This is a genomic window from Tepidimonas fonticaldi (genome assembly GCF_001675355.1).
Classification (GTDB): domain Bacteria; phylum Pseudomonadota; class Gammaproteobacteria; order Burkholderiales; family Burkholderiaceae_C; genus Tepidimonas; species Tepidimonas fonticaldi.
In genome coordinates, this window is sequence record NZ_LZDH01000023.1 from 69338 (window position 1) to 93491 (window position 24154).

Below are 24154 nucleotides of genomic sequence, written 5' to 3' on the forward strand. Positions count from 1 at the left end.
GCGGCGGTCAGAAGGTTTCCCACTCACCGTCGTCGGCACCCGCCGCTGCGGCGGCGGATTTGACGGGGGTGCTGGCCGGCCGGGACGACGCCGCAGCCGGCTGGGGCCCCGAAGCCGCCGCGGCCGCACCGCCCCCTTTGGCGGTTGCCGCCGGCAGGGCCTTGGGCGCGGCAGCCGGCGCGCGCTGCTGAATCTGCGCCGACTTGGCCGCGCCATGCACCGCCGCCTTGAGCTTTTGCAAGGTGTCCACCACCGCCCGCCCGGCGCGGATGAAGGCCGACTCGCCCTGCAGCAGCCGGTTGGCCTCCTCCTTCTTGCCGGCATTGACCAGTTCGGCGACGTGGCCGGTCTCTTGGTGGAACTTCTTGTGCTGCTCCACCAGCGTCGGAAACAGGGGCAGGTTGCCCCACTGCCGCCCGCCCGCGCCGTAGATCCATTTGCCCACGGCACAGCAGTCGTCGCGGCGGATCGTGGCCACGTCAAGCTTTTCACCCTTGAGGATGGCGTTGCGCAGCTTGATGCGCCACTGCTGGTGCGCCTTGATCGCGGCGTCGAAGTCGAACCGGTCGGGATCGGTCTTGGCCTGCGCCACCTGGCGCAGTTTGACCGCATCGTCCTTGACCAGCAGCACGTCCTTGGGCGTGAGGCGAAAGACGCGGATCGTGCCGTGCACGACCTGCACCTGCTCGTCCAGCGACACAGAGGCCGCCGCCATCTCTTCCACCATGGCGGCGTTTTGCTGCGTGATCGAGTCCAGGCTGGCAATCGCCTCGGCAATCTGCGACACGCCCTGCGTCTGCTCGCCGGCGGAGTGGTGTACGTCCTCGAACATGCGCGCCACGCGCTCGACGGCCTCCATCATCGCAGCCATGCGCTCGTTGGCCTCGGCGGTGCGGGCGTCGCCCGCGAGCACCCGCTCGCGCGACTCGGTGATCAGCTGGCGGATCTGCTTGGCCGCCTCGCCCGTGCGCTGGGCCAGCGCGCGCACCTCGCCAGCCACCACCGCAAAGCCGCGGCCCGCCTCGCCGGCGCGCGCGGCCTCCACCGCGGCGTTGAGCGCCAGGATGTTGGTCTGGAACGCCACGCCCTCGATGACCTGGATGATGTCGGTGATGCGCTGCGAGGATTCGGTGATCTCGCGCATCGTGCCCGAGAGGGCCCCGACCGCCTCGCTGCCGGTGCGCGCCAGCTCCAGCGTCTGGCGCGCCAGCGCCACGCCTTCATCGGCCAGGCGCGCCGTCTCCTGTGTGGTGCCGTGGATTTCCTCCATCGAGGCGGCCGTCTGCTCCAGGCTCGCCGCGGCGTTTTCGGTGCGGTGCGACAGATCCTGGTTGCCGGTGGCGATCTCCTGCGTGCCGCCGCGCAGGTTGGCCACCTCGTGGCGGATGTCGCGCACCACCGTGCGCACGCCGACCTCCACCTGCTGCAGCGCGAGCTGGATGCGGCGCAGCTCGGCCTGGGTGTCGATCACGATCGGCTCGACCAGGTCGCCCGAGGCCAGGTGCTCGGCCTGGCGCACGATGCGCCGCAGCGGCCGCAGCAGCAACCCCTCCATCATCAGCCCCACCACCGCAACCACGGCCACCAGCGCCAGCACGTCCACCCACCACGGCAGTCCGAGCAGCGCGCCGAGCAACGGCAGCGCGCCGGCTGCGCCAGCGCCGATCATCACCTGGCCGCGCAGCTGTGGACGCAGCGCGCGCCCAAGCGCGAACAGCCAGCCGTCGCGCACCACCTCGCCACCGCGCAGCCGCGTGCGCAGCCGGCCGCGCTCGGCCTCGGCGCGCATGCGCGCGTACAGCGCCTCGGCCTGCGCGATCTCGGCCTCGGTGGGCTTGGTGCGCACCGACAGAAAGCCCACGATCTGGTCGCCCTCGCGCACCGGCGTGGCGTTGGCGCGCACCCAGTAGTGGTCGCCGTTCTTGCGCCGGTTCTTCACGAGTCCGGTCCACGGCCGGCCTTCCTGCAGGATCGTGTGCCACATGTCGCGGAAGGCCTCCTCCGGCATGTCCGGGTGGCGCACGATGTTGTGCGGCTGGCCCAGCAGCTCTTCGCGGGTGTAGCCGCTGACCGCCACGAAGTTGTTGTTGGCGTAGGTGATGCGGCCCTTGACGTCGGTGACCGAGATCAGCGTCTGGTCGGCCGGAAAGTCGTAGGCTTTCTGCGTGACGGGCAGGTTGACGCGCATCGTGGCATCCCTTCAACGGTGGGCAGGCGAGGACCTGCCGGTTTCTGCCTGCATGGCCGGGGCGCACGCGGGCATGCTATGTCCAGACGCGATCTTACATGGCTTGCATGGCCACGGGCGGGCCGCCGCCGGCCCGGCGCGCGACGGGCCTGCCTACGTTGCCTCGTCCGCGCCGTGGCCGGCCGGGCCGTCGGCGGCCACGGCCGGCACCACGTGGCGTGCCAGCTCCGGCGCAAACCCGCGCGCCAGCAAAAAGCGCAGTTGGCGCGCGCGCTCGGCCGCGTCGCGCGGCGCCACCCCGAAGCGGCGCGCCCAGGCGGCCTGCGCGCGCTCGGCTTCGCTGGCGCGCAGCTGCAGGGCAACGCTGGCCAACAGGTCATCGTCGCGCACACCGCGCTCGCGCAACTCGGCCTGCAGGCGTGCTGAGCCGCGCTGCGCGGCGCGGCGGCGCAGGTGCGCCTCCACCGCGCGCGCTTCATTCAGCCAGCCGCGCCGCACGCATTCGTCCAACACCGCTTCCAGCTCCGCGGCGTCGGCGGCGTGCGGTGCCAGCCGCTGGGCGAGCTCCTGGCGCGTGTAGTCGCGCCGCGCCAGCAGGTGCAGCGCGCGCGCCTTCAGCGTCGGGGCGGCGGCGGCCACAGCAGCCTCACACCTCGTCCAGCGCCGACAGATCCGGCGCCACCTCGTCGTCCGCCGCCACCGACGGCAGCGCCGCCACGCCGACGACGGCGCGGATCTTGTTCTCGATCTCGCGTGCGAGGTCGGGGTTCTCCTTCAGGAACTCGCGCGCGTTCTCGCGCCCCTGGCCGATCTTCTCGCCCCCGTAGGCGTACCAAGCGCCGGACTTCTCGATCACCTTGTGCTGCACGCCGAGGTCGACGATCTCGCCCTCGCGGCTGATGCCCTCGCCGTAGAGGATGTCGAAGTCGGCGGTCTTGAACGGCGGGGCGACCTTGTTCTTGACGACCTTGACCTTGGTCTCGCTGCCGATGACCTCCTCGCCCTTCTTGATCGAGCCGGTGCGGCGGATGTCGATGCGCACCGAAGCGTAGAACTTCAGCGCGTTGCCGCCGGTGGTGGTCTCGGGGCTGCCGAACATGACGCCGATCTTCATGCGGATCTGGTTGATGAAGATGACCATGCAGTTGGTCTTCTTGATCGTGGCGGTGAGCTTGCGCAGCGCCTGGCTCATCAGGCGCGCCTGCAGACCCGGCAGGGCATCCCCCATGTCGCCTTCGATCTCCGCCTTGGGGGTGAGTGCGGCCACCGAGTCCACCACGATCAGATCGACCGCGCCGGAGCGCACCAGACTGTCGACGATCTCCAGCGCCTGCTCGCCGGTGTCGGGCTGGCTGATCAGCAGGTTGGACAGATCCACACCCAGCTTTTGCGCGTACTGCACGTCCAGCGCGTGCTCCGCATCGACGAAGGCGCAGATGCCGCCCTGCTTTTGCATCTGGGCGATGACCTGCAGTGTCAGCGTCGTCTTGCCCGACGACTCCGGGCCGTAGATCTCGATCACACGGCCGCGCGGCAGGCCGCCGACGCCCAGCGCCAGGTCCAGCCCGAGCGAGCCGGTGGAGACGACCTGGATGTCCTCGACCTTCTCGCCCTCGGCCAGGCGCATGATGGTGCCCTTGCCAAACTGCTTTTCGATCTGGGCCAGCGCGGCCTGCAGGGCCTTGGCTTTTTCGGGGTCGGGGGTGCGGGTCACGGCGTTCATGGGTTTTCTCCTGAATGGGCAAGGACTTGGACCACACCGCCCTCCCTGTCCCCCGGCGCTGCAGGGGCTGTGCGGTCGGTGCTTGGATGGCAGTGTAAACGGGTGTTGATCGGTTTTCTCCTGATTTTTGGTCAGTTTGCCTTACCATTTGCCCATGCCGTCGATGCCCTCTTTCGGCCCCGAAGAACGCTGGCGCGTCACCCACCTGGGGCGCCTGATGGGCCATGCGTTGCGCCGCTTCGATGAGCGGGTGCTGTGGCTCATGGCGCATTCGCCGCACGCGCCACTGGTGCTGTCGAACCTGGCCGCGCGCGCCCAGGTGGGGGCGGCCATCGTCCACATCACGCGCCACCTGCCGCTCGGGGGCGCCCGTCTGACCGAACTGGCGCACAGCGCCGGCATGAGCAAGCAGGCCATGGGCGATCTGGTCGATCAGTGCGTGGCCTGGGGGCTGGTGCGGCGCGAGCCCGACCCGCGCGACGCGCGCGCGCGCTGCATCGTCTTCACCCCCACGGGCCTGGACTGGCTGCAGGCCTTTCGCCGCGCCGTGGAGCAGGCCGAGCAGGAGTTCCGCGCCGCCGTCGGCGATGCGGTGGCCGCCGTCGTCGCCCTGGGGCTGGAGGCCTACGCCGAAGGGGATGGCGCCGCACGGGCCGCCCCCTACAATGTCGCGCACCGGGAGCGGACGCCCTAACGACAGCCCCGGGCGGAGACACGCCATGCGCATCCTCATCGCCGAAGACGACCAGGTGCTGGCCGACGGACTGCTGCGCACGCTGCGCGCCGCTGGCGCCGCCGTCGATCACGTCGCCAGCGGTGACGAAGCCGATGCGGCACTGCTGATGCACGACGGCTTCGATCTGCTGATCCTGGACTTGGGGCTACCCAAGCTGAGCGGGCTGGAGGTGCTCAAACGCCTGCGCGCCCGCGGGGCCAAGCTGCCAGTGCTGATCCTGACCGCGGCGGACAGCGTGGACGACCGGGTGCGCGGCCTCGACCTGGGGGCCGACGACTACATGGCCAAGCCGTTTGCGCTGGCCGAGCTGGAGGCGCGCGTGCGCGCGCTCGTACGGCGCGGCAACGGGGCGGTCTCCAGCGTCATCCAGCATGGCCCGCTGGTCTACGACCAGGCCGGCCGCGTGGCCTCCATCGACGGCAAGATGATCGAGCTGTCCGCGCGCGAGCTGGGGCTGCTCGAGGTGCTGCTGCAACGCGCTGGGCGGCTGGTCAGCAAAGAGCAGCTCGTCGAGCGCCTGTGCGAATGGGGCGACGAGGTCAGCAACAACGCCATCGAGGTGTACATCCACCGCCTGCGCAAAAAGATCGAGCGCGGCCCGATCCGCATCGCCACCGTGCGCGGACTGGGGTACTGCCTTGAAAAAATCCCCGGCTGACGGGCGGCCCGCCGCGCCGCCGCGCACCCAGCAGCCCGCCCCGCTGCCCGATCCACCGCAGCCCGTGTCCGCACCCGCACCGCGGCGCGGCTGGCGCGGGCTGTTTCAGCGCGAGCAGCACAGCCTGTTTGGCGAGATCCTGGACTGGATGCTCACGCCCCTGCTGCTGCTGTGGCCGCTGTCGCTGGGCCTGACCTGGTTCGTGGCGCAGGGCATCGCCGACCGCCCCTACGACCGCGCGCTGGAGTTCAACCTGCAGGCGCTCACGCAGTTCGTCACCGTGGACGAGGGGCGGGCGCTCTTCGCGCTGACCCCGCAGGCACGCGACCTGCTGCGGGCGGACGACACCGATCTGGTGTTCTACCAAGTGCTGGACCGCGACGGCCGGCTGGTCAGCGGCGATCCGGAGTTCCCCGCGCCGCCCGATACCCGCACGCCCCGCCCCGGCGACATCCGGCTGCGCGACGGCGTCATCCGCGACGAGGATGTGCGCATCGCCTACACCTGGCTGGCGCGCGGCCCGGCGCGCGACCACATCGTGCTGATGCAGGTGGCCGAGACGCGCGGCAAGCGCTCCAAACTCGCCACCGAGATCATCAAGGGCGTGATGGTGCCGCAGTTCATCATCCTGCCGCTGGCCGTGCTGCTGGTCTGGCTGGCGCTGGTGCATGGCATCCGGCCGCTGTCCGAGCTGGAGCAGCGCATCCGCGCCCGCCGCCCCGACGACCTCAGCCCCATCGACGACGAGCATGTGCCGCAGGAGGTCGCCCCGCTCGTGTCGTCGATCAACGATCTGCTGCAGCGCCTGAAGGCGACGCTATCCAACCAGAAGCGCTTTCTGGCCGACGCAGCGCACCAGCTCAAGACCCCGCTGGCCGGGCTGCGCATGCAGGCCGAGATGGCGCAAAAGCAGCTCCCCCCGGGCGTGGGGGAGGAGGTCGAGCGGTCGCTGCGCCAGATCGCCACCTCCAGCGTGCGCGCGACGCACACGGTCAACCAGTTGCTGGCCCTGGCGCGGGCCGAGGCCACCGGCCGCGCCCTGCCGCGCGAGCCGGTCGATCTGGTGGCCGTGGCGCGCGAGGTGGTCGAGGAGCTGGTGCCGCTGGCGCTGGACAAGGCGATCGACCTGGGCTTCGAGACCCGGCCGGTGGACCGCCCGCCCGCCGCCCCCCCCATCCGCCTGCTGGGCAACCCCACCCTGCTGGCGGAGCTGGTGCGCAACCTGGCCGACAACGCCCTGCGCTACACACCGCGCGGGGGCGTGGTGACGGTGCGCGTGCTGACCGATCCGTTCAGCGGGGTGCAGGTGCTGCAGGTGGAGGACAGCGGCCCCGGCATCCCGGCGGACGAGCGCGAGCGGGTGCTGGCCCCGTTCTACCGCGCGCTGGGGACCAATGTGGACGGCTCCGGGCTGGGCCTGGCGATCGTGCACGAAATCGTCCAGCAACACGGCGCGGTGCTGGAGATGGAGGACGCCGACCCGCAGCGCCCGCAGGCGCGCGGCCTGCGGGTGTCGGTGCGGTTTCAGGCCGCCACAGGGCGGTAGACGTTGAGTTGCAGGCGCTCGCGCTCGATGACGCGCGCCACCGCCGGCAGGGCCGCGAAGGCCTGGGACAGCGCCCAGGTCTGCGGCAAGGTGGTCGGATCGATGCCGGCAAAGCCCCCCCAGCGCAGCAGCGTCAGGGCGTAGGCGTCGAGCACCCCGGGCTGCGCGCCGCCCAGCCACGCGCCGGGCTTGGCGGCCACCAGCGCCTCCAGCTCCCCCAGGAGCTGGCGGTACTGCCCCAGCGCGCGGGCCTTGACGGCCGCCTGCGCCTCGGCCTCGTCGGCAAACTTGGCGGGCATGAACACATGGGTGAACGTGGGGTGCACCGTGTTGTTCATCCACAGCAGCGTCTCCAGCGCCCGGGTGCGGGCCATGCCCTGCGCCGGCAACAGGCCCGCCTGCGGAAAGCGCGCATCCAGATGCAGGCAGATGGCGACAATCTGCGTCACCGGCGTATCCCCGTCGACCAGCACCGGCACCTGCCCGCGCGGGTTGAGGGCGCGAAACTCCGGCGTCTGGTGCTCGCCCTTGTGCAGTTTGACGAGCACGGGCTCGAAATCGGCGCCGGCCAGCTCGAGCGCGGCATGCGGCACGAACGAGCAGGCACCGGGGGCGTAGTACAGCTTCAGGCTCATGGGGGTCTCCTCGGGGGTGGACATCAGCGTTTGGGTGTGGTGCGACGGGTGGCGGTCGCGCGGGATGCGGTGCGCGCTCCACCGCGGCGGGCAGGAGTGCGCCCGCCCTCGCGCGGCTCGAAGGCGAAGTTGACCCGGCCAGCCTCGGCATCCCACACCAGCGCGGCCTTGAACGGGCGCCGGGTGCGGTTGGAGACGAAGCCCTCCAGCCAGTCGGTTTTGCCGGTGGCCAGCAGCTTGGCCATTTGCTCGGGCGCAATCGGCTGCTGCAGGATGGTGGTCGCGCTCTTGAAGTCGCAGGACGGCGTGGGCTGCTCGACGGTCGGGACGGCGCGGCTGCAGACGTAGTGGCTGCCGTGCTCGACCACGGGCGCCCCGCACTTGGGGCAGGGCCCCAGCGGTTCGCGGCCGCTCAGATCGGCCAGGGTGCCGTCCTCGGCTTTCTCGTCGTCGCCAAAGTCGAACTCCAGCTTCCACTGCCCGTTGGCGTCAGGCACCACGGTCAGCTCGGCGCTGAACGGCCAGCCGGCCTTGGAACGAAAGCCCTCCAGCGGGCCGATGCGGTGCGTGCGCAGCAGGGTTTCCACCTCGTCCAGCTCGAACACGCGGCCGCCGGGCGACTTGGGCAGGGAAAAGCCACAGCCCGCCCCCGCTCCGTCGGGGCCGGTGCAGGCATAGCGGCGGTAGCTCTCCTTGACCACGCCGCCGCATTGCGGGCACGGGGCGGTGAGGGTGGCGTAGTCGCCGGGCACCGTGTCGCGGTCGTATTCCTTGGCCTTGCGCACGATGCGCTCGGTCATGGAGGCGATCTCGCGCATGAAGGCCTCGCGGCTGAGCTGTCCGCGCTCCATCAGCGACAGCTTATGCTCCCACTCGCCGGTCAGCTCGGGGCGCGACAGCTCCTCCACGCCCAGGCCGCGCAGCAGGGTCATGAGCTGGAAGGCCTTGGCGGTGGGGATCAGCTCGCGGCCGTCGCGCAGCAGGTATTTCTCGGCGATCAGCCCTTCGATGATGGCCGCGCGCGTGGCGGGGGTGCCCAGCCCCTTGTCGGCCATGGCACTGCGCAATTCCTCGTCGTCGACCATCTTGCCCGCGCCCTCCATCGCGGCGAGCAGGGTGGCTTCGTTGTAGCGGGCGGGCGGGCGGGTCTGCTTGGCATCCACGCGCGCAGCCTCGGTGCGCACCGACTCGCCCGGCTGCACGGGCACCAGGCTCTGGCCTTTGTCGCCGGCACGCGCGCCCTCCACATCCTCGGCGGCTTCTTTGCCATAGACCGCCATCCAGCCCGGCTTGACGAGCACCTTGCCCTCGGTCTTGAAATGGTGGGTGGCCCCCTCGACCGGCACCTGGGTGATGCGGGTGGTGACCAGAAACTCGGCCGCGGGATAAAACACCGCGATGAAGCGGCGCACCACCAGGTCGTAGAGCTTTTGCTCGGCCTCGCTCAGCCCGTGCGGCACCTGCGGGGTGGGAATGATGGCAAAGTGGTCGCTGACCTTGGCGTTGTCGAACACGCGCCTGGTGGGCCGCACATAGCCCTGCTCGAGCGCCACCCGCGCATGCGGCGCCAGGTGCGCCAGGGGGCTGCCGGCCAGGGCCTCCAGCGTGTGGCGGACCGTACCCAGGTAGTCCTCGGGCAGCGCGCGCGAGTCGGTCCGGGGGTAGGTCAGGGCCTTGTGCTTTTCGTACAGGCTTTGCGCCAGGGCCAGGGTGGTCTTGGCCGAAAAACCAAAGCGCCCGTTGGCCTCCCGCTGCAGGCTGGTCAGGTCGTACAGCAGGCCGCAGGCCTGGGTGGTGGGCTTGGATTCCTCGCTGACCTGCGCGGGCTGGCCGCGCACGGCCTGCGCGATGGCCTGCGCCTCGGCCTCGCTCCACAGCCGCTCGGGCTTGCGCTCGGGGTCGGCGGCATCGCCCTGGGGTTTGCGAAAAGCCGGGTCGAACCAGCGCCCGGGGTAGGTGCCGGCCTGCGCCGCGAAGGTGGCGTGCACCTCCCAGTAGTCGCGGGCGCGGAAGGCGCGAATCTGCTCCTCGCGCTCCACCACGATGGCCAGCGTCGGCGTCTGCACACGGCCCACCGTGGTCAGGAAAAACCCACCGTCGCGCGAATTGAAGGCCGTCATGGCGCGCGTGCCATTGATGCCCACCAGCCAGTCGGCTTCGGAGCGGCTGCGCGCGGCGTCGGCCAGCGGGCGCATTTGCTCGTCGCTGCGCAACTGCTCGAAGCCCTCGCGGATCGCCTGCGGCGTCATCGACTGCAGCCACAGCCGCCGCACGGGCTTGCCCAGCGGCTTGGGGTGGCCGGCCTTGTCGGTGCCGCCCGCATACTGCTCGATCAGGCGAAAAATCAGCTCCCCCTCGCGCCCCGCGTCGCAGGCGTTGACCAGGGTGCCCACGTCCTTGCGGCGGGCCAGCTTGACCACGGCGTTGAGCCGCGACTTGGTCTTGTCGATGGGCTTGAGCTCGAAGTGCGGCGGAATCACCGGCAGGTGGGCAAAACTCCACTTGCCACGCTTGACGTCGTAGGCTTCCGGGGCGGCGATCTCGACCAGGTGGCCGACGGCGGAAGTGACGATGTAGTGGTCGTTCTCGTGGTAGTCGTCGTGCTTCTCGAACTTGCCGGAGACGGGCGTGAGCGCGCGCACGATGTCGAGCGCGACGGACGGCTTCTCGGCGATGACCAGGGTCTTGAGGCCCCCCGGGGCTTGGGCAGAACCAGCGGTATTCATCTCTACAATGCTCCGGGTGCGGTGTGGCGCGTCGCGGACGGGTCGAATCGCCCTCCCTCGCGCACGCGCACGCATGCGCACCCATGCAGTTACCTTAGCAAACTTTCACGCCGTCTTCGTCCGCCCGCCGTTTCGGCACCGCCCGATGTCCGCCCCCACCCCGCTCGCCCCCGCCCCCGCGACATCCGCTGCAACGACCGCTGCGTTGGCCCGCTTGCACGCCGGCGCCGAGGCCCTGTGGCAGGCCGCCAGTCCAGCGTGGCCGGGCCTGTCGGTGGAGGTGGTGCCGGCCATCGACTCCACCAACGCCGAGCTGATGCGCCGCGCGCGCGCCGGGCATATCGATCCCGTCGCCGGCCCCGTCGTGCTGGCCGCCCTGGAGCAAACCGCCGGCCGCGGGCGCCTAGGGCGAAGCTGGGTGACGCTGCCCGGCGCGTCGCTGGCCTTTTCGGTCGGTGTGCGGCTGGCCCCGGCCGACTGGTCGGGCCTGTCGCTCGCAGTGGGGCTGGCCGTGGCCGAGGCGCTGGATCCCGCCGTGCGGCTCAAATGGCCCAACGACCTGTGGTGGGACGGCCACAAGCTCGGCGGCATTCTGATCGAGACGGCCAACGCCACCGCGGCCGAGCCCGGGCGCCACTGCGTCATCGGCGTCGGGGTCAACCTGGCCACCCCGGCACTGCCCCCCGACGCCCCGCCCCATGCCCTGCCCCCGGTGGGGCTGGATGCGATCGCGCAAGCGCAGGGACAAACACCGTGGGATTTGGGGCATGCGCTGACCGCACTGGGGGCAGCCGTGCTGCAGGCCGCGCGGGCGTTCGAGCGCGAGGGGTTTGGGCCGCTCGCCGCGCGCTACGCCGCGCGGGATGCGCTGCGCGGCCGCGCCGTGCGCCTGAGCGACGGCACCGAAGGCACGGCCGAGGGTGTGGACCCCGATGGCGCCCTGCGGCTGCGCACGGCCGCCGGAGTGCAGCGCGTGCAGCAGGGCGAAGTGAGCGTGCGGCCATGCTGAGGGCACTCGTCGTTTTGTTGCTGGTGGCCAACGGCGCCCTGTGGGCCTGGCAGAGCGGCTGGCTCGGCCCGGCGGGCGGCCCCGGCACAACCGACACCGCACGCGAGCCGCAGCGCCTGGCGCAGCAGGTGGTGCCGGAGCGGCTGCGCCTGCTCAACGCCCCCGGCAGTGCTCCGGCCAACCTGGCCGCCCTGGCGGACCCACCGCCCGCCGACATCGCGCAAACGGCGGACGGTACCGGCAGTGCTGCTACGGGAACGCGGCCCGAACCACCCGCACCGGCGGAGCCGCGCCGCTGCTGGCAACTGGCGGCGCTGACGCCGGCACAGGCCGATGCCGTGCGGCGCAGCGCCGATGCCGAAACCGGGCTGCGCGGGCGCAGCACCGAAACCGCAACCACCCTGCCGGAACGCTGGATCGTCTATCTGGGCAAATTCCCGAGTGCCGATGCGCTGCAACGGCGCCGGGCCGAATTGCGCCAAGCCGGCATCGACCAGCGCGAGGTGAACGTTCCCGCTCTGGCGCCCGGGCTGGCGCTGGGCACCTATTCCAGCGAGGAGGCCGCGCGCAAAGCGCTGCAGGACGCGCAGCGCCAAGGCGTGCGCGACGCCCGCGTGGTGCAGGAGCGGCCCGAAACCCGCACGATCACGCTGCGCTGGCCCGACCTGACCGAGGCCGAGCACGGCCGCCTGCAGGCCGCGCTCGGCGGAGCGGGGCGGGGCCTGCAGGCCTGCCCCTGACTGACAGCGCTAACGGCCAGCGGCCAAGGGCCAATGCCGCCGGCTCAACCGCGCGCGACGATGCGCGCCATCTCCAGGCACTTGGCGGCGTAGCCCCATTCGTTGTCGTACCAGGCCACGACCTTCACGAACGTCTCGTCCAGCGCCATGCCCGCCTTGGCATCGAAGACGCTGGTGCAGCTCTCGCCCCGAAAGTCGGTGGACACCACCATGTCTTCGGTGTAGCCCAGCACGCCCGCCATGCCGCCTTCGGCCACCGGCCGCTGGCTCATGGCGCGCATCTCGGCACAGATCTCGGCGTAGCTGGCCGGGCGCTCCAGCTCGCAGGTGAGGTCCACCACCGAGACGTCGCTGGTGGGCACGCGCAGCGACATGCCGGTGAGCTTTTTGTTGAGCGCCGGGATGACTTTGCCCACGGCCTTGGCCGCCCCGGTGCTGCTGGGGATGATGTTTTCCAGGATGCCGCGCCCGCCGCGCCAGTCCTTGCGCGAGGAGCCGTCCACGGTCTTTTGGCTGGCGGTGGCGGCGTGCACGGTGGTCATGAGCCCGCGCTTGAGACCCCAACGGTCGTGCAGCACTTTGGCCACGGGCGCCAGGCAGTTGGTGGTGCACGAGGCGTTGCTGATGACGGCCTCGCCCGCGTAGCCGCCGTGGTTGACGCCGTAGACGAACATGGGGGTGTCGTCTTTGCTGGGGGCGGAGATGACGACTTTCTTGGCGCCGGCATCGAGGTGCACCTGGCAGCTTTCGGTGGTCAGGAACTGGCCGGTGCACTCCAGCACCACGTTCACGCCCATGTCGCCCCAGCGCAGCCGGGGGTTGTCGCGCTCGTGGGTGAGCGCAATGCGCCGGCCGTTGACGATGAGCGCGTCGTCGCCCTCGTGCGCGACGCTGCCGCGAAAGCGCCCGTGCACGCTGTCGTACTGCAGCATGTAGGCCAGGTAGTCGGCGCCCTTGGGGTCGTTGATACCGACGACTTCGATGTCGTCAAAGCCCCCTTGCAGCGCCGCGCGCAGCGACAGGCGCCCAATGCGGCCAAAACCGTTGATGCCAACGCGGATGGTCATGGTGTGGTCCCTGAGTGGATGAGATCGGAGAAGGTGCGCGTCACGAACGCCCGAGCACGGCACGCACGGTCGCGGCCACGTTGTCGGCGGTGAAGCCGAACAGGTCGAACAACTGGCCCGCCGGCGCCGACTCGCCAAACCGGTCCAGTCCGACCACGGCGGCGCAGCCGTATTTCCACCAGAAGTCGCTGCACCCCGCCTCGACGGCGATGCGCGGCAGCTTGGGCGGCAGCACGGTCAGGCGATAGTCCAGCGGCTGGCGGTCGAACACGGTCGTGCTGGGCAGCGACACCACGCGCACCGGGATGCCCTCGGCCGCGAGCAGCCGCTGCGCCTGCAGCGCCAGCGCCACCTCGGAGCCGGTGGCCACGATGACGGCCTTGGCCTTCTTGGTGGGCTTGAAGCCGACCGCCACGGGCTCGGCCAGGATGTATCCGCCGCGGGCGATCGCATCCAGCCCCGACGCATCGGGGGCCAGCGCGGACGTCGGCTTGGCCGCATACGGCAGGTTCTGGCGGCTGAGCAGCAGCGCCGTGGGCCGCTCGCGCTGCTGCAGCGCCACGCCCCAGGCGACGGCCGTCTCGGCGGTATCCGCCGGACGCCAGACATCCAGGTTGGGGATCAGGCGCAGGCTGGCCGCGTGCTCCACCGGCTGGTGGGTGGGGCCGTCCTCGCCCAGGCCGATGGAGTCGTGCGTGAAGACGTGGATGACGCGCTGCTTCATCAGCGCGGCCATGCGGATGGCGTTGCGGCTGTAGTCGCTGAAGGTCAGGAACGTGCCGCCGTAGGGGATGTAGCCACCGTGCAGCGCGATGCCGTTCATGACCGCGGCCATGCCGAATTCGCGCACGCCGTAGTTGATGTGCCGCCCCAGGCGGCCCTGTTCGTCCGCCACGGGCTGGCCATCGGCCCCGAAGCGCAGCGCCGGCGTGGCGGCCGTCTGCGTCAGGTTGGAGCCAGTCAGGTCGGCCGAGCCGCCCAGCAGCTCCGGCAGCGCGGCGGTCAGGGCCTCCAGCGCCAACTGGCTGGCCTTGCGGCTGGCCACGGTCTGCGCCTGCCCGTGCAGGCCGACGATCAAGTCCACCATGCGCTGGTGGAAGTCGGCGGGCAGCTCGCCGCGCAGGCGGCGCTCCAGCTCGGCGGCCAGCGCCGGGTGCGCCTGGCGATAGACCGCGAAGCGCTGAGCCCAGTCCGACTCGGCCCGGGCGCCGGCCGGACGCGCATCCCAGGCCGCGCGGATGTCGGCCGGCACCTCGAACGGCGGGTGCGGCCAGCCGATCGCCTCGCGGGTGCGCTGCACCTCCTCGGCCCCCAGGGGCTCGCCGTGCGCCTTGGCGGTGCCGGCGCGGTTGGGACTGCCCTGGCCGATGCGGGTGCGACAGACGATCAGGGTGGGCCGCCCATCGGCACGCGCGCCCTGCGCCTTGGCGGCGGCGATGGCGGCATCCACCGCCTCGACGTCGTGGCCGTCCACCGGCCCGATCACCTGCCAGCCGTAGGCGCGGAAGCGCGCCGGCGTATCGTCCACGAACCACGGCTGGACCTGGCCGTCGATGGAGATGCCGTTGTCGTCGTACAGCGCGATCAGCTTGGACAGGCGCCACGCCCCGGCGAGGGCGCACGCCTCGTGGCTGATGCCCTCCATCATGCAGCCGTCGCCGAGGAACACGTAGGTGTAATGATCGACGATGGTGTGGCCGGGGCGGTTGAACTCGGCGGCCAGCAGCTTTTCGGCCAGCGCCATGCCGACCGCGTTGGCGATGCCCTGCCCCAGCGGCCCGCTGGTGGTCTCCACGCCGGGGGTGATGCCGACCTCCGGGTGGCCCGGCGTCTTGCTGTGCAGCTGGCGAAAGGCCTTGAGCTCCTCTACGGCCAAGTCGTAGCCGGTCAGGTGCAGCAGCGCGTAGATCAGCATCGAGCCGTGGCCGTTGGACAGCACGAAGCGGTCGCGGTCGGCCCAGGCCGGGTTGGCCGGGTTGTGCTTGAGGTGGCGGCCCCAGAGCGCGACGGCCATCTCGGCCATGCCCATCGGGGCGCCGGGGTGGCCGCTGTTGGCCTGCTGAACGGCGTCCATCGCCAACGCCCGGATGGCATTGGCCATGGCGGCCGGGGAAACGCGCGAAGTGGTCATGAAGGGGTTCCCGTGGGGGTCAGGGTAAACCCCGGGATTTTACCGACCGGGGCCGATCTGCCAAGGCGCGGGCGGCGGGCCGTCCACCGGCCACACGGCGTCGTCGGCGATGGCGCAGCGCGCCTGACCGGCAGCGGCCGGCACCGCGTATCCGCCGGTGAAGGCACCAAAAGCCGGCAGCCATGGATCGATGTAGAAGTCGCCTGCCGGGCAGTACAGCCCCTGCGGCCGCACCGCCACCAGTGCCTGCCCCTGCGCCATGCGCGCAGTGTAGCCAGCCGTGCGCAGGGCCGCGGCCCGCTGGTCTATTGCCCGTCCATGGCGCGGCCATCGTCCGCTCCGCTGGCCGACACCTGACCCGGCACCGATGCCGGCCTCAGTGGCGCGCCACCTCGTAGCCGGCAGCGCGCAGTGCCTGCATCACCTGCTCCACATGCTGCGGACCGCGCGTCTGCAGCACCAGTTCGATTTCCACGTTTTGCGCGGCCAGCAGCGTAAAGGCCCGCTGGTGGTGCACCTGGTCGATGTTGGCCCCCGCCTCGGCCACGACCGCAGCGATGCGCGCCAACTGGCCCGGCAAATCGCGCGTGCTGACCACCAACCGCACCAGCCGCCCGGCGCGCACCATGCCCCGCTCGATGATCGAGGCCAGCAACAGCGGATCGATGTTGCCGCCGCACAGCACCAGCCCCACCTTGCGCCCCGCAAACCGCGCCGGGTGGCGCAGCACCGCCGCCAGCCCGGCCGCGCCCGCCCCCTCGACCAGGGTTTTTTCGATCTCCAGCAGCATCACGATGGCCTGCTCGATGTCCTCCTCGTCCACCAACAGCCAGTCGTCCACGTAGCGCCGTGCCAAGGCCAGGTTGTGCTCCCCGGGGCTGCCCACGGCAATGCCCTCGGCGATCGTGTTGGCGCCCTGCGGCCAGTGGCTGCCGGTCACCGCGTTGACCATGGCCGGGAAGCGCCGCGTCTGCACGCCGATCACCTCGATGTCGGGTTTGAGCGCCTTGGCCGCCACCGCCACGCCACCGATCAGGCCGCCCCCGCCGACGGCAATCGCCAGCACCTCCAAATCCGGCTGGGCGCGCAGCATCTCCAGCCCGATCGTCCCCTGGCCGGCGATGATGGCGTCGTCGTCGTACGGGTGCACGAAGGTCAGGCCCTGCTCGGCCGCCAGCGCCCGGGCATGGGCGCGCGCCTCCTCCAGCGTGTCGCCGTGCAGCACCACCTCGGCGCCAAAGCCGCGCGTGCGCTCCACCTTCACCCCGGGGGTAAAGCGCGGCATCACGATCACCGCGCGCAACCCCAGACGCTGGGCGTGGTAGGCGACCCCCTGCGCATGGTTGCCGGCCGACATGGCGATCACGCCCCGCGCGCGCTCCTGCGGCGTGAGCTGCGCCAGCTTGTTGCAGGCCCCGCGCTCCTTGAACGATGCGGTGTACTGCAGATTCTCGAACTTGAGGAAGACCTGCGCCCCGGTGATCTGCGACAGGGTGCGCGACTCCAGGCACGGCGTGGCCAGCACCTGGCCCGCCAGCCGCTCGGCCGCGGCTTCGATATCGGGCAAACCGATCATGCCAAACCCCTCCAAAAACAAGACGGGCGCGATGCCCGTGACATACCCGCGACATACCCGCGATCAGCCTGCGATTGTCGCCGGGCGCTGCGCAATGGAGCCGCCCCCACCGCAGTGGCTGGCACCACACCCGCGCCGACATCGCCGCATACTGGCGGCCACGCCCCGACGCCCCCTCCGCCCATGAACGACGACGTCCAACGCATCCAGCAGTGGCTCGACGAGCGCCGCATCACCGAAGTCGAGTGCCTGATCCCGGACATGACCGGCCAGGCCCGCGGCAAGATCGTGCCGCGCCACAAATACGACCCCGCCGTCGGCCTGCGCCTGCCGGAAGCCGTGCTGACCATGACCGTCACCGGCGACTACCCGGAGCAGGACTTCACCCCCGTCGCGGACCCCGACATGCGGCTGGTGCCCGACCCGTCCACCCTGCGCATCGTCCCCTGGGCCAAGGAACCCACCGCCCAGATCATCCACGACTGCGTGCACTTCGACGGCACCGCGGCCGAACTGGCACCGCGCAACGTGCTGCGCCGCATCCTCTCGTTTTACGAGCGCGAGGACCTGCAGCCCATCGTGGCGCCCGAGATGGAGTTCTACCTGGTCGAGGTCGAGCCCGACGAGGACATCCCCCTCAAACCCCCGATCGGCCGCACCCGCCGCACCGAGGCCGGGATGCAGAGCTTTTCCATCGACGCCGTCAACGAATACGACGACATCTTCGACGTCATCTACGACTGGTGCGAGGCGCAGGGCCTGCAGCTCGACACCCTGATCCACGAGATGGGCACCGCCCAGATGGAAATCAATCTGGACCACGGCGAGCCGCTGGCCCTGGCCGACCAGGTGTTCCTGTTCAAGCGCACCGTGCGCGAAGTGGCGATCCGCCACCGCATGTACGCCACCTTCATGGCCAAGCCCATGCAGGGACAGCCGGGCAGCGCCATGCACATCCACCAAAGCGTCATCGACCGCGCCAGCGGGCACAACGTCTTCAGCCAGGCCGACGGCTCGCCGTCCCCCGCCTTTTTGCACTTCATCGGCGGGCTGCAGACCTATTTGCCCGCGGCGATGGCCTTCTTTGCGCCCTACATCAACAGCTACCGGCGCCTGTCGCGCTACACCGCCGCCCCCATCAACCTGAGCTGGGGTTACGACAACCGCACCTGCGGCCTGCGCGTGCCGCACTCGCCGCCGCAGGCGCGGCGCGTGGAAAACCGACTGGCCGGCGTGGACGTCAACCCCTACCTGGCCATCGCGGCCAGCCTGGCCTGCGGCTACCTGGGCATGCGCGAGCGCCTGCTGCCCACCGAGCCCCTCACCGGCAGCGCCTACGAACACCCCCACCAGCTGCCGCGGCACCTGGACGACGCCATCGACCGCCTGCTGGCCTGCGAGCCGCTGGCCGAACTGTTCGGCGAACACTTTCTGCGCACCTACGCCGCCATCAAAGAGGCCGAGTACCGCGAATACTTCGACGTCATCAGCCCGTGGGAGCGGCGCTTTTTGCTGCTGAGCGTCTGAGCCCGCCCCGCAAACCGGCGTTCGCGCGACGGTGGGTCCGGGTCAGGCGACTGCGGCGCGGCTGGCGCGCTTGACGCGGTACAGCGCCGCGTCCGCGCGGCGCACCAGGTCGGCGCCGCTGGCGTCCTGCGGCTCGCACGCCGCCCAGCCAACGCTGACCGACGCGCGCAGACCGCCACCCAGCACAAAGGGCGCCAAGGCCTGCACCATCGGCGCGGCCAACCGCTCGGCCAGCGCACGGGCCTCGTCCAAGCCGGTGTGCGGGCACAGCAGCACGAACTCGTCGCCGCCCAGCCGCGCCGCCAGATCGGTGCGCCGGCGGTGCCCGTCCAGCACCGCCGCCACCGCGCACAGCGCCGCGTCACCGCGCTCGTGGCCCAGCTGGTCGTTGATCGCCTTGAAGCGGTCCAGATCGAGGTACAGCAGCGCCCCCGGTTGGCCGTAGCGCGCAAAGGCGTCGAAGCACGCCTGCAGCTCGACGAGGAAACGGCGCCGGTTGGCCAACCCGGTCAGCTCGTCGGTCTCGCTGAGCGCGCGCAGCCGCTCCTGCAACTGGCGCCGGTGCGTGATGTTGCTGGCCACCCACAGCACCACCGCCTCGCCATCCACGGTGAAGGGCAGCGGCGTGATGCGGCCCTCGAACCAGATCGGCTCGGCCGGCCCGGCGTCCGACAGGCCGAGCACATCGCGGTTGCTGAGTTCGTACTCGACGATGCGCAGGCCGCCGTCGTGCAGCGCGGCCCGGATATCGGCAAGAAAGCCGTCGGCGCGCGCCAGCACCAGCACCTCGTGCAGCGTACGGCCGACCAGCGGGCTGCCGTCATGGTAATAGCGCGTGTCGGTGCCACCGAACACCGCGACGTAGCGCCCCGAGGCGCTCAGCACGAACGCCGGATCCGGCAGGCTGCGCAGCAGGGCCTCCAACTGGTCGGTGGCAAACCGGATCCCCACGCGCCTGACTCCCCGGCCGCGCGCGGCGGCCGCAATCAAAGGAGGTTGTGAGACTTGGCGCGGCTGGCGGGGATCGAACCCACGACCCTCGGCTTCGGAGGCCGATACTCTATCCACTGAGCTACAGCCGCAGTCCAGACGCGCATTCTATCAGCCCGCTGCCCGCGCGGTGGCCGCGCGGGCAGCCCCGGGGAACCCCTCGATATAATGCTCGGGTTTGGCAACCCCCGCATGCCCCGCACGGCGCCCCGCGCCGCGGGCAACCGGATCTCCGCTACACGCCTCCAAAGGGACACCATGAGCGAGCACGCGCACGACAATCACACCGGGCCGATCAAGACCCCGAAGCAACTGTGGTGGACGGCCTTCTTCGCGTTCGTCGTTCCGGTGTTCCTGATCATCGGGCTGGTGTTTTACGTGACCAAAGCCGACAAGCCCCAGGTCGGCGCGGTCAACCCCGAACTGGCTACGGCCCAGCGCATCCAGAAGGTCGGCACGGTCGAACTGCGCGACGCCAACCGCCCGCTGGCCGCCGGCGCCGATGTGTACAAGGCGCAGTGCGCCGCCTGCCACGAGGCTGGTCTGGTCGGTGCCCCCAAGCACGGCGACAAGGCCGCCTGGGCCCCGCGCATCGCGCAGGGGTATGACACGCTCGTCAACTCCGCCCTCAAGGGCAAGGGCGCGATGGGTGCTCAGGGTGGCGGCGCGTTCCGTGACATCGAAATCGCCCGCGCCGTGGCCTATCTGGCCAACCAGGGCGGCGCCAACTTCACCGAGCCGGCAGCGCCCGCGGCCGAGTCCAAGTAAACGCCCCAGAACGCCAACGACGCGCCCGTCATCGCCGCCCGCCCCGCCATGACCCGCGTCCTGGTCCTCAACGGCCCCAACCTGAACCTGCTGGGCACGCGCGAGCCCGGTGTGTATGGGGCCGATACGCTGGCCGATCTGGAGGCCCGCTGCCGTGAACACGGCGCACACCTGGGGCTGACCGTCGAGACGGCGCAAAGCAACCACGAGGGGGTGCTGATCGATCACCTCCACGCCTGGGGTGCGCTGCACCGCACGGGTCAGGCCATCGGCGTGGTGTTCAACCCCGGCGCCTACACCCACACCTCGATCGCGCTGCACGACGCCATCAAGGGTGTTGCGCCCATGCCCGTGATCGAAGTCCACCTCTCCAATGTGCATGCCCGGGAGGCCTTCCGGCACCACTCGTGGATTGCGCCGGTGGCCGCGGGCAGCATCATCGGCTTCGGGCCCGAGGGTTATCGGCTCGCGCTCGATGCGCTGGCCCGCCGCGCTGCCGCGGGGCTGAGCACGAAGCCGTAACGCGCCGGCAACGCCGCCGCCTGGCAGGGCTGCGGCACCCAGCGGCCCGACTCCACCGCCTCTGCCGCCAGGTGCATGTCCTGCGTGTGGACCACGCCGAGGCCCATTTGCCCCGCCAGGTACAGACGCCCGGCCTCGTCCAGCCAGGCTTCATCCACCTGCACCGGCACTCCCGTGTGGCTGAACACCCCGCCATCGGGCGCCAAACGCCACACCCACGGCGTCAGTTCCAGCTCCACATACACCCGCTGCGGCCCGTTCTGAAAAAACCACTGCCCCTGCCCGTCCACCCCGTAGTTGCGGCCGATGAAGGCAATCAGCTTGTCGTGGCGCAGCTCCGCCCCCCGGCTGGCAGGGGTGGCCCCGTCCCCCGCGAACGGACCGGCCGCCTGGGCCCGGTCGTCCCGCATCCACCAGCGCCCGCGCGCATCCAGCCCCAGCCAGCCGTAACAATCGGGCACGTTCGGCCACTTGGCCATCGCCGCCTTGACGATGTCGTCCATGTCGGGACCTCTTCCTGTTCCGCGTGGGGCTATTGTGTCACCGCCCGGGCCAGCCCGCCGCCTCGGCCAGCCACGGCATGACCCGCTTTGGCAGCGCGGCGACATCGCCCCGCAGATCCCACGGAGCGCACGGCTCGGCAAAGCCCACATGCCCACCCCGGGCAGGCTGCCACAGTTGGACATACGGCCCCGCTTGCGCCGCATCCGGCAGACTCAGCCCAGGCACAAAAGGGTCGTTGCGCGCATTGAGCACCAGCGTCGGCACCCGCACTGCGTGCAGGTGGGGTCTGCTCGATGCGCGCCGCCAATAGTCCTCCACACCGCGAAACCCATGCAGCGGCGCGGTAAACGCATCGTCAAAGGCGCGCAGCGTCCGCGCCGCGAGCGCCCGCTCCAGATCGAACAGGCCGGGGAAGCGCGCCCACTTCTCCTGCGCCTTGCGCCGCATGGTGCGCAAAAACATGCGTGCATACAGCACGCGGTTGAGGCCGCGGTCGATGGCCGCCCCGGCCGCCGCCAGATCCAGCGGCGCCGAAATGGCCGCCGCCGCCTGCACGCACGCCGCGGCACCGGCGCCCGCCTCCTGCAGCCAGCGCAACAGGGCATTGCCGCCCAGCGACACCCCCACCGCGACGCGCGGCCAGTCGGGCCAGCGCTGCGCCACGCGCGCCAGCATCCAGGCGATTTCCTCGAAATCCCCCGAGTGGTAGGCCCGCGGCGCACGGTTGGGCTCACCCGAGCATCCACGAAAATGCGGCACGGCGATCGCCCAGCCGCGGCGCTGGGCCTCCGCGGCGAAGGCCTGCGCATAGTGGCTGGCCGACGACCCTTCCAGCCCGTGAAACAGCACCAGCATCGCCACCGCCCCCGGCGGGACGATGTGATCGACGTCGATGAAGTCGCCGTCCGGCGTGGTCCAGCGCTCGCGCTGCCACCCCAACGCGGCCGCCACCCCACGGCGCGCCCACAGCGCCGCGCCGATGGTCTGCCAATGGCCGTTGCGCTGCCAGCCAGGGGGACGCGGCCACCCATCGCCCGCCGCGCCGGGTACCGACGGCAGGCCCGAAAAGACGACACCGCCCCGGGGGGCGGTGTCGGAAGCGACAGGGGGCACGGGCCGCATCGCGGTTGCCCCGGACGCGCCGGGGCCAACGGGGTTCAGCGCTTCTGGCGGAATTTGCGCAGGGCGGCGATCTGGGCGGCCATGACGGCCAGCTCCGACTGCGCCTTGGCCAGGTCCACCTCGCTCTTGGCGTTTTTGAGCGCCTCTTCGGCGGCCTTGCGCGCTTCGCTGGCCTTGGCCTCGTCCAGGTCCTTGCCGCGGATGGCCGTGTCGGACAGCACCGTCACCACCTTGGGCTGCACCTCGAGGATGCCGCCCGCCACGAACACGAACTCCTCCTCCCCATCGGCCTTTTCGATGCGCACGGCACCGGGCTTGATGCGGGTGATCAGCGGCACGTGGCCGGGCAGGATGCCCAGCTCGCCCGCCTCGCCCGGCAGGGCCACGAACTTGGCGGGGCCGCTGAAGATGGACTCCTCGGCGCTCACCACCTCCACTTGAATGGTACTCATCTCAGATCTCCTTTGCGCGACGCGGGCGATCGGGGGCCGCCACCGAACCGGCTATGCCGGACCACCGGAGGCGCCCCCTCGAGGGGGAGGCGCCGCAGGCGCTTCGGGGGTCGGGCATCAGCCGGCCAGCTTCTTGGCCTTCTCGAAGGCGTCGTCGATCGTGCCGACCATGTAGAACGCCTGCTCGGGCAGGTGGTCGCACTCGCCGTTGACGATCATCTTGAAGCCGCGGATGGTCTCCTTCAGCGGCACGTACTTGCCCGGCGCGCCGGTGAACACCTCGGCCACGTGGAACGGCTGCGACAGGAAGCGCTGGATCTTGCGCGCACGCGCCACGGCCAGCTTGTCTTCCGGCGACAATTCGTCCATACCCAGAATCGCGATGATGTCGCGCAGCTCCTTGTAGCGCTGCAGCACGGCCTGCACGGCACGCGTGGTGCTGTAGTGCTCTTCGCCGACGATGTTGGGGTCGACTTGGCGGCTGGTGGAATCCAGCGGGTCCACGGCCGGGTAGATACCGAGCGCGGCGATGTCACGCGACAACACGACGGTCGCATCCAGGTGCGCGAAGGTGGTGGCCGGCGACGGGTCGGTCAGGTCGTCCGCCGGCACGTACACGGCCTGGATGGAGGTGATCGAGCCGACCTTGGTCGAGGTGATGCGCTCCTGGAGCTTGCCCATCTCCTCGGCCAGCGTCGGCTGGTAGCCCACCGCCGAGGGCATACGGCCCAGCAGCGCGGACACCTCGGTACCGGCCAGCGTGTAGCGGTAGATGTTGTCCACGAAGAACAGCACGTCACGGCCTTCATCGCGGAACGATTCGGCGATGGTCAGACCGGTCAGCGCCACGCGCAGACGGTTGCCCGGCGGCTCGTTCATCTGGCCGTACACCATCGCCACCTTGGACTCGCCCAGGTTGTCGGAGACGACCACCTTGGACTCCATCATCTCGTGGTAGAAGTCGTTGCCCTCGCGGGTACGCTCACCCACACCGGCAAACACCGACAGGCCCGAGTGCGCCTTGGCGATGTTGTTGATGAGCTCCATCATGTTGACGGTCTTGCCCACACCGGCGCCGCCGAACAGGCCGACCTTGCCGCCCTTGGCGAACGGGCAGATCAAGTCGATCACCTTGATGCCCGTTTCCAGCAGCTCGGTGGAGGGCGACAGCTCGTCGTAGGCCGGGGCCTTGCGGTGGATGGAGCTGGTCAGCGACTGGTCGATCGGGCCGCGCTCGTCGATCGGGTTACCCAGCACGTCCATGATGCGGCCCAGCGTCGCCTTGCCCACCGGCACGGTGATCGGGGCGTTGGTGTTGTAGACGGTCATGCCGCGGCGCAGGCCGTCGGACGAACCCAGCGCGATGGTGCGCACGACGCCGTCGCCGAGCTGCTGCTGCACTTCCAGCGTCAGGGGCGACCCCTCCATCTTCAGCGCGTCATACACCTTGGGCATTTGGTCACGCGGGAATTCCACGTCCACCACGGCGCCGATGCACTGAACGATCTTGCCTTGAACTTGAGCCATGATTGAA

22 protein-coding genes and 1 tRNA gene are annotated in these 24154 nt (G+C 70.6%); 8 read left to right on the plus strand and 15 right to left on the minus strand.

Going from position 1 to position 24154, the window contains the following annotated elements:
• Window positions 1-7: 7 nt before the first annotated feature.
• From A9O67_RS03305 to recA, 3 genes are all read right to left on the minus strand, one after another.
• A complete protein-coding gene (locus A9O67_RS03305) occupies window positions 8-2188 on the minus strand; it encodes a methyl-accepting chemotaxis protein (RefSeq protein WP_068607320.1) in 2181 nt (726 codons plus the stop codon).
• A 153-nt stretch (window positions 2189-2341) separates the two neighbouring features.
• Window positions 2342-2827, minus strand: coding sequence for a recombination regulator RecX (gene recX, locus A9O67_RS03310; protein ID WP_068607321.1), 486 nt, complete (start codon window positions 2825-2827; stop codon window positions 2342-2344).
• Window positions 2828-2834: 7 nt separating this feature from the next.
• Window positions 2835-3911 (minus strand): recombinase RecA, encoded by a 1077-nt coding sequence (gene recA, locus A9O67_RS03315; protein ID WP_068607323.1) that lies wholly within the window; start codon window positions 3909-3911, stop codon window positions 2835-2837.
• 163 nt (window positions 3912-4074) lie between these two features.
• Between recA and A9O67_RS03320 the strand changes: the two genes are divergently transcribed.
• The 3 genes from A9O67_RS03320 (at window position 4075) to A9O67_RS03330 (ending at window position 6851) form a co-directional block, all read left to right on the plus strand.
• Window positions 4075-4605 carry a MarR family winged helix-turn-helix transcriptional regulator gene (locus tag A9O67_RS03320; RefSeq protein WP_408033407.1) on the plus strand — a complete coding sequence of 177 codons (531 nt, stop codon included), beginning with the start codon at window positions 4075-4077 and terminating at the stop codon, window positions 4603-4605.
• 25 nt (window positions 4606-4630) lie between these two features.
• Window positions 4631-5305: a response regulator gene (locus A9O67_RS03325; protein WP_068607327.1), complete on the plus strand. Its 675-nt coding sequence runs from the start codon at window positions 4631-4633 to the stop codon at window positions 5303-5305.
• A 148-nt stretch (window positions 5306-5453) separates the two neighbouring features.
• Window positions 5454-6851, plus strand: coding sequence for a sensor histidine kinase N-terminal domain-containing protein (locus A9O67_RS03330; RefSeq protein ID WP_068607390.1), 1398 nt, complete (start codon window positions 5454-5456; stop codon window positions 6849-6851).
• Here the strand turns inward: A9O67_RS03330 and A9O67_RS03335 are convergent.
• Both A9O67_RS03335 and A9O67_RS03340 read right to left on the minus strand, forming a co-directional pair.
• Entirely contained in the window at window positions 6830-7486 is a 657-nt protein-coding gene (locus A9O67_RS03335; protein ID WP_068607392.1) for a glutathione S-transferase family protein, read from the minus strand. The genes A9O67_RS03330 and A9O67_RS03335 overlap by 22 nt on opposite strands.
• Before the next feature lie 23 nt (window positions 7487-7509).
• On the minus strand, window positions 7510-10212 hold the full coding sequence (locus A9O67_RS03340) for a DNA topoisomerase III (protein ID WP_082955318.1): 2703 nt from the start codon (window positions 10210-10212) through the stop codon (window positions 7510-7512).
• 145 nt (window positions 10213-10357) lie between these two features.
• Here A9O67_RS03340 and A9O67_RS03345 point away from each other — a divergent pair, with 145 nt between their 5' ends.
• Window positions 10358-11221, plus strand: a complete 864-nt coding sequence (locus A9O67_RS03345) for a biotin--[acetyl-CoA-carboxylase] ligase (RefSeq protein WP_068607329.1) — start codon at window positions 10358-10360, stop codon at window positions 11219-11221.
• Window positions 11215-11961, plus strand: a complete 747-nt coding sequence (locus A9O67_RS03350) for an SPOR domain-containing protein (protein WP_068607331.1) — start codon at window positions 11215-11217, stop codon at window positions 11959-11961. Before A9O67_RS03345 ends, A9O67_RS03350 begins: the two co-directional genes overlap by 7 nt.
• Window positions 11962-12005: 44 nt before the next feature.
• On the opposite strand, the gene gap is transcribed toward A9O67_RS03350, so the two are convergent.
• The 4 genes from gap to A9O67_RS03370 all read right to left on the minus strand — a co-directional run bounded on the left by gap (window position 12006) and on the right by A9O67_RS03370 (window position 16735).
• Window positions 12006-13028, minus strand: coding sequence for a type I glyceraldehyde-3-phosphate dehydrogenase (gene gap / locus A9O67_RS03355; protein WP_068607333.1), 1023 nt, complete (start codon window positions 13026-13028; stop codon window positions 12006-12008).
• Between the two features lie 40 nt (window positions 13029-13068).
• Window positions 13069-15159 carry a transketolase gene (gene tkt / locus A9O67_RS03360; protein ID WP_068607336.1) on the minus strand — a complete coding sequence of 697 codons (2091 nt, stop codon included), beginning with the start codon at window positions 15157-15159 and terminating at the stop codon, window positions 13069-13071.
• 39 nt (window positions 15160-15198) lie between these two features.
• Window positions 15199-15420, minus strand: coding sequence for a hypothetical protein (locus tag A9O67_RS03365; protein WP_068607338.1), 222 nt, complete (start codon window positions 15418-15420; stop codon window positions 15199-15201).
• A 115-nt stretch (window positions 15421-15535) separates the two neighbouring features.
• A complete protein-coding gene (locus tag A9O67_RS03370; RefSeq protein ID WP_068607394.1) occupies window positions 15536-16735 on the minus strand; it encodes a threonine ammonia-lyase in 1200 nt (399 codons plus the stop codon).
• A gap of 183 nt (window positions 16736-16918) precedes the next feature.
• Here A9O67_RS03370 and A9O67_RS03375 point away from each other — a divergent pair, with 183 nt between their 5' ends.
• Complete coding sequence (locus A9O67_RS03375) at window positions 16919-18262, plus strand: glutamine synthetase family protein (RefSeq protein WP_068607340.1); 1344 nt, start codon at window positions 16919-16921, stop codon at window positions 18260-18262.
• 42 nt (window positions 18263-18304) lie between these two features.
• Here A9O67_RS03375 and A9O67_RS03380 read toward each other — a convergent pair whose 3' ends face one another.
• Both A9O67_RS03380 and A9O67_RS03385 read right to left on the minus strand, forming a co-directional pair.
• A complete protein-coding gene (locus A9O67_RS03380) occupies window positions 18305-19213 on the minus strand; it encodes a GGDEF domain-containing protein (protein WP_185974528.1) in 909 nt (302 codons plus the stop codon).
• Window positions 19214-19268: 55 nt separating this feature from the next.
• Window positions 19269-19344: transfer RNA gene (locus A9O67_RS03385), tRNA-Arg, on the minus strand.
• A gap of 166 nt (window positions 19345-19510) precedes the next feature.
• On the opposite strand from A9O67_RS03385, the gene A9O67_RS03390 reads away from it, so the two are divergent.
• Window positions 19511-20020, plus strand: coding sequence for a c-type cytochrome (locus tag A9O67_RS03390; RefSeq protein WP_068607343.1), 510 nt, complete (start codon window positions 19511-19513; stop codon window positions 20018-20020).
• A 48-nt stretch (window positions 20021-20068) separates the two neighbouring features.
• Window positions 20069-20542 (plus strand): type II 3-dehydroquinate dehydratase, encoded by a 474-nt coding sequence (gene aroQ / locus A9O67_RS03395; protein WP_068607344.1) that lies wholly within the window; start codon window positions 20069-20071, stop codon window positions 20540-20542.
• Here the strand turns inward: aroQ and A9O67_RS03400 are convergent.
• From A9O67_RS03400 to atpD, 4 genes are all read right to left on the minus strand, one after another.
• Window positions 20479-21045: a DUF2946 family protein gene (locus A9O67_RS03400; protein WP_068607346.1), complete on the minus strand. Its 567-nt coding sequence runs from the start codon at window positions 21043-21045 to the stop codon at window positions 20479-20481. The two genes, aroQ and A9O67_RS03400, sit on opposite strands and share 64 nt — an antisense overlap.
• A gap of 37 nt (window positions 21046-21082) precedes the next feature.
• Window positions 21083-22105 carry a YheT family hydrolase gene (locus A9O67_RS03405; RefSeq protein WP_408033408.1) on the minus strand — a complete coding sequence of 341 codons (1023 nt, stop codon included), beginning with the start codon at window positions 22103-22105 and terminating at the stop codon, window positions 21083-21085.
• A 98-nt stretch (window positions 22106-22203) separates the two neighbouring features.
• The gene (locus A9O67_RS03410) at window positions 22204-22620 is read right to left on the minus strand and encodes a F0F1 ATP synthase subunit epsilon (protein ID WP_068607348.1); all 417 of its coding nucleotides are present in this window, start codon (window positions 22618-22620) and stop codon (window positions 22204-22206) included.
• A 117-nt stretch (window positions 22621-22737) separates the two neighbouring features.
• A complete protein-coding gene (atpD, locus tag A9O67_RS03415) occupies window positions 22738-24147 on the minus strand; it encodes a F0F1 ATP synthase subunit beta (RefSeq protein ID WP_068607350.1) in 1410 nt (469 codons plus the stop codon).
• Window positions 24148-24154 lie beyond the last annotated feature (7 nt).

Excerpts from the sequence above, each read along its gene's own strand:
- A9O67_RS03305 (WP_068607320.1), bottom strand. The coding sequence starts at position 2,188 with ATGCGCGTCAACCTGCCCGTCACGCAGAAAGCCTACGACTTTCCGGCC.
- recA (WP_068607323.1), bottom strand. The coding sequence starts at position 3,911 with ATGAACGCCGTGACCCGCACCCCCGACCCCGAAAAAGCCAAGGCCCTG.
- A9O67_RS03320 (WP_408033407.1), top strand. The coding sequence starts at position 4,075 with ATGCCCTCTTTCGGCCCCGAAGAACGCTGGCGCGTCACCCACCTGGGG.
- A9O67_RS03325 (WP_068607327.1), top strand. The coding sequence starts at position 4,631 with ATGCGCATCCTCATCGCCGAAGACGACCAGGTGCTGGCCGACGGACTG.
- A9O67_RS03330 (WP_068607390.1), top strand. The coding sequence starts at position 5,454 with ATGCTCACGCCCCTGCTGCTGCTGTGGCCGCTGTCGCTGGGCCTGACC.
- A9O67_RS03335 (WP_068607392.1), bottom strand. The coding sequence starts at position 7,486 with ATGAGCCTGAAGCTGTACTACGCCCCCGGTGCCTGCTCGTTCGTGCCG.
- A9O67_RS03340 (WP_082955318.1), bottom strand. The coding sequence starts at position 10,212 with ATGAATACCGCTGGTTCTGCCCAAGCCCCGGGGGGCCTCAAGACCCTG.
- A9O67_RS03345 (WP_068607329.1), top strand. The coding sequence starts at position 10,358 with ATGTCCGCCCCCACCCCGCTCGCCCCCGCCCCCGCGACATCCGCTGCA.
- A9O67_RS03350 (WP_068607331.1), top strand. The coding sequence starts at position 11,215 with ATGCTGAGGGCACTCGTCGTTTTGTTGCTGGTGGCCAACGGCGCCCTG.
- gap (WP_068607333.1), bottom strand. The coding sequence starts at position 13,028 with ATGACCATCCGCGTTGGCATCAACGGTTTTGGCCGCATTGGGCGCCTG.
- tkt (WP_068607336.1), bottom strand. The coding sequence starts at position 15,159 with ATGACCACTTCGCGCGTTTCCCCGGCCGCCATGGCCAATGCCATCCGG.
- A9O67_RS03365 (WP_068607338.1), bottom strand. The coding sequence starts at position 15,420 with ATGGCGCAGGGGCAGGCACTGGTGGCGGTGCGGCCGCAGGGGCTGTAC.
- A9O67_RS03370 (WP_068607394.1), bottom strand. The coding sequence starts at position 16,735 with ATGATCGGTTTGCCCGATATCGAAGCCGCGGCCGAGCGGCTGGCGGGC.
- A9O67_RS03375 (WP_068607340.1), top strand. The coding sequence starts at position 16,919 with ATGAACGACGACGTCCAACGCATCCAGCAGTGGCTCGACGAGCGCCGC.
- A9O67_RS03390 (WP_068607343.1), top strand. The coding sequence starts at position 19,511 with ATGAGCGAGCACGCGCACGACAATCACACCGGGCCGATCAAGACCCCG.
- aroQ (WP_068607344.1), top strand. The coding sequence starts at position 20,069 with ATGACCCGCGTCCTGGTCCTCAACGGCCCCAACCTGAACCTGCTGGGC.
- A9O67_RS03400 (WP_068607346.1), bottom strand. The coding sequence starts at position 21,045 with ATGGACGACATCGTCAAGGCGGCGATGGCCAAGTGGCCGAACGTGCCC.
- A9O67_RS03410 (WP_068607348.1), bottom strand. The coding sequence starts at position 22,620 with ATGAGTACCATTCAAGTGGAGGTGGTGAGCGCCGAGGAGTCCATCTTC.
- atpD (WP_068607350.1), bottom strand. The coding sequence starts at position 24,147 with ATGGCTCAAGTTCAAGGCAAGATCGTTCAGTGCATCGGCGCCGTGGTG.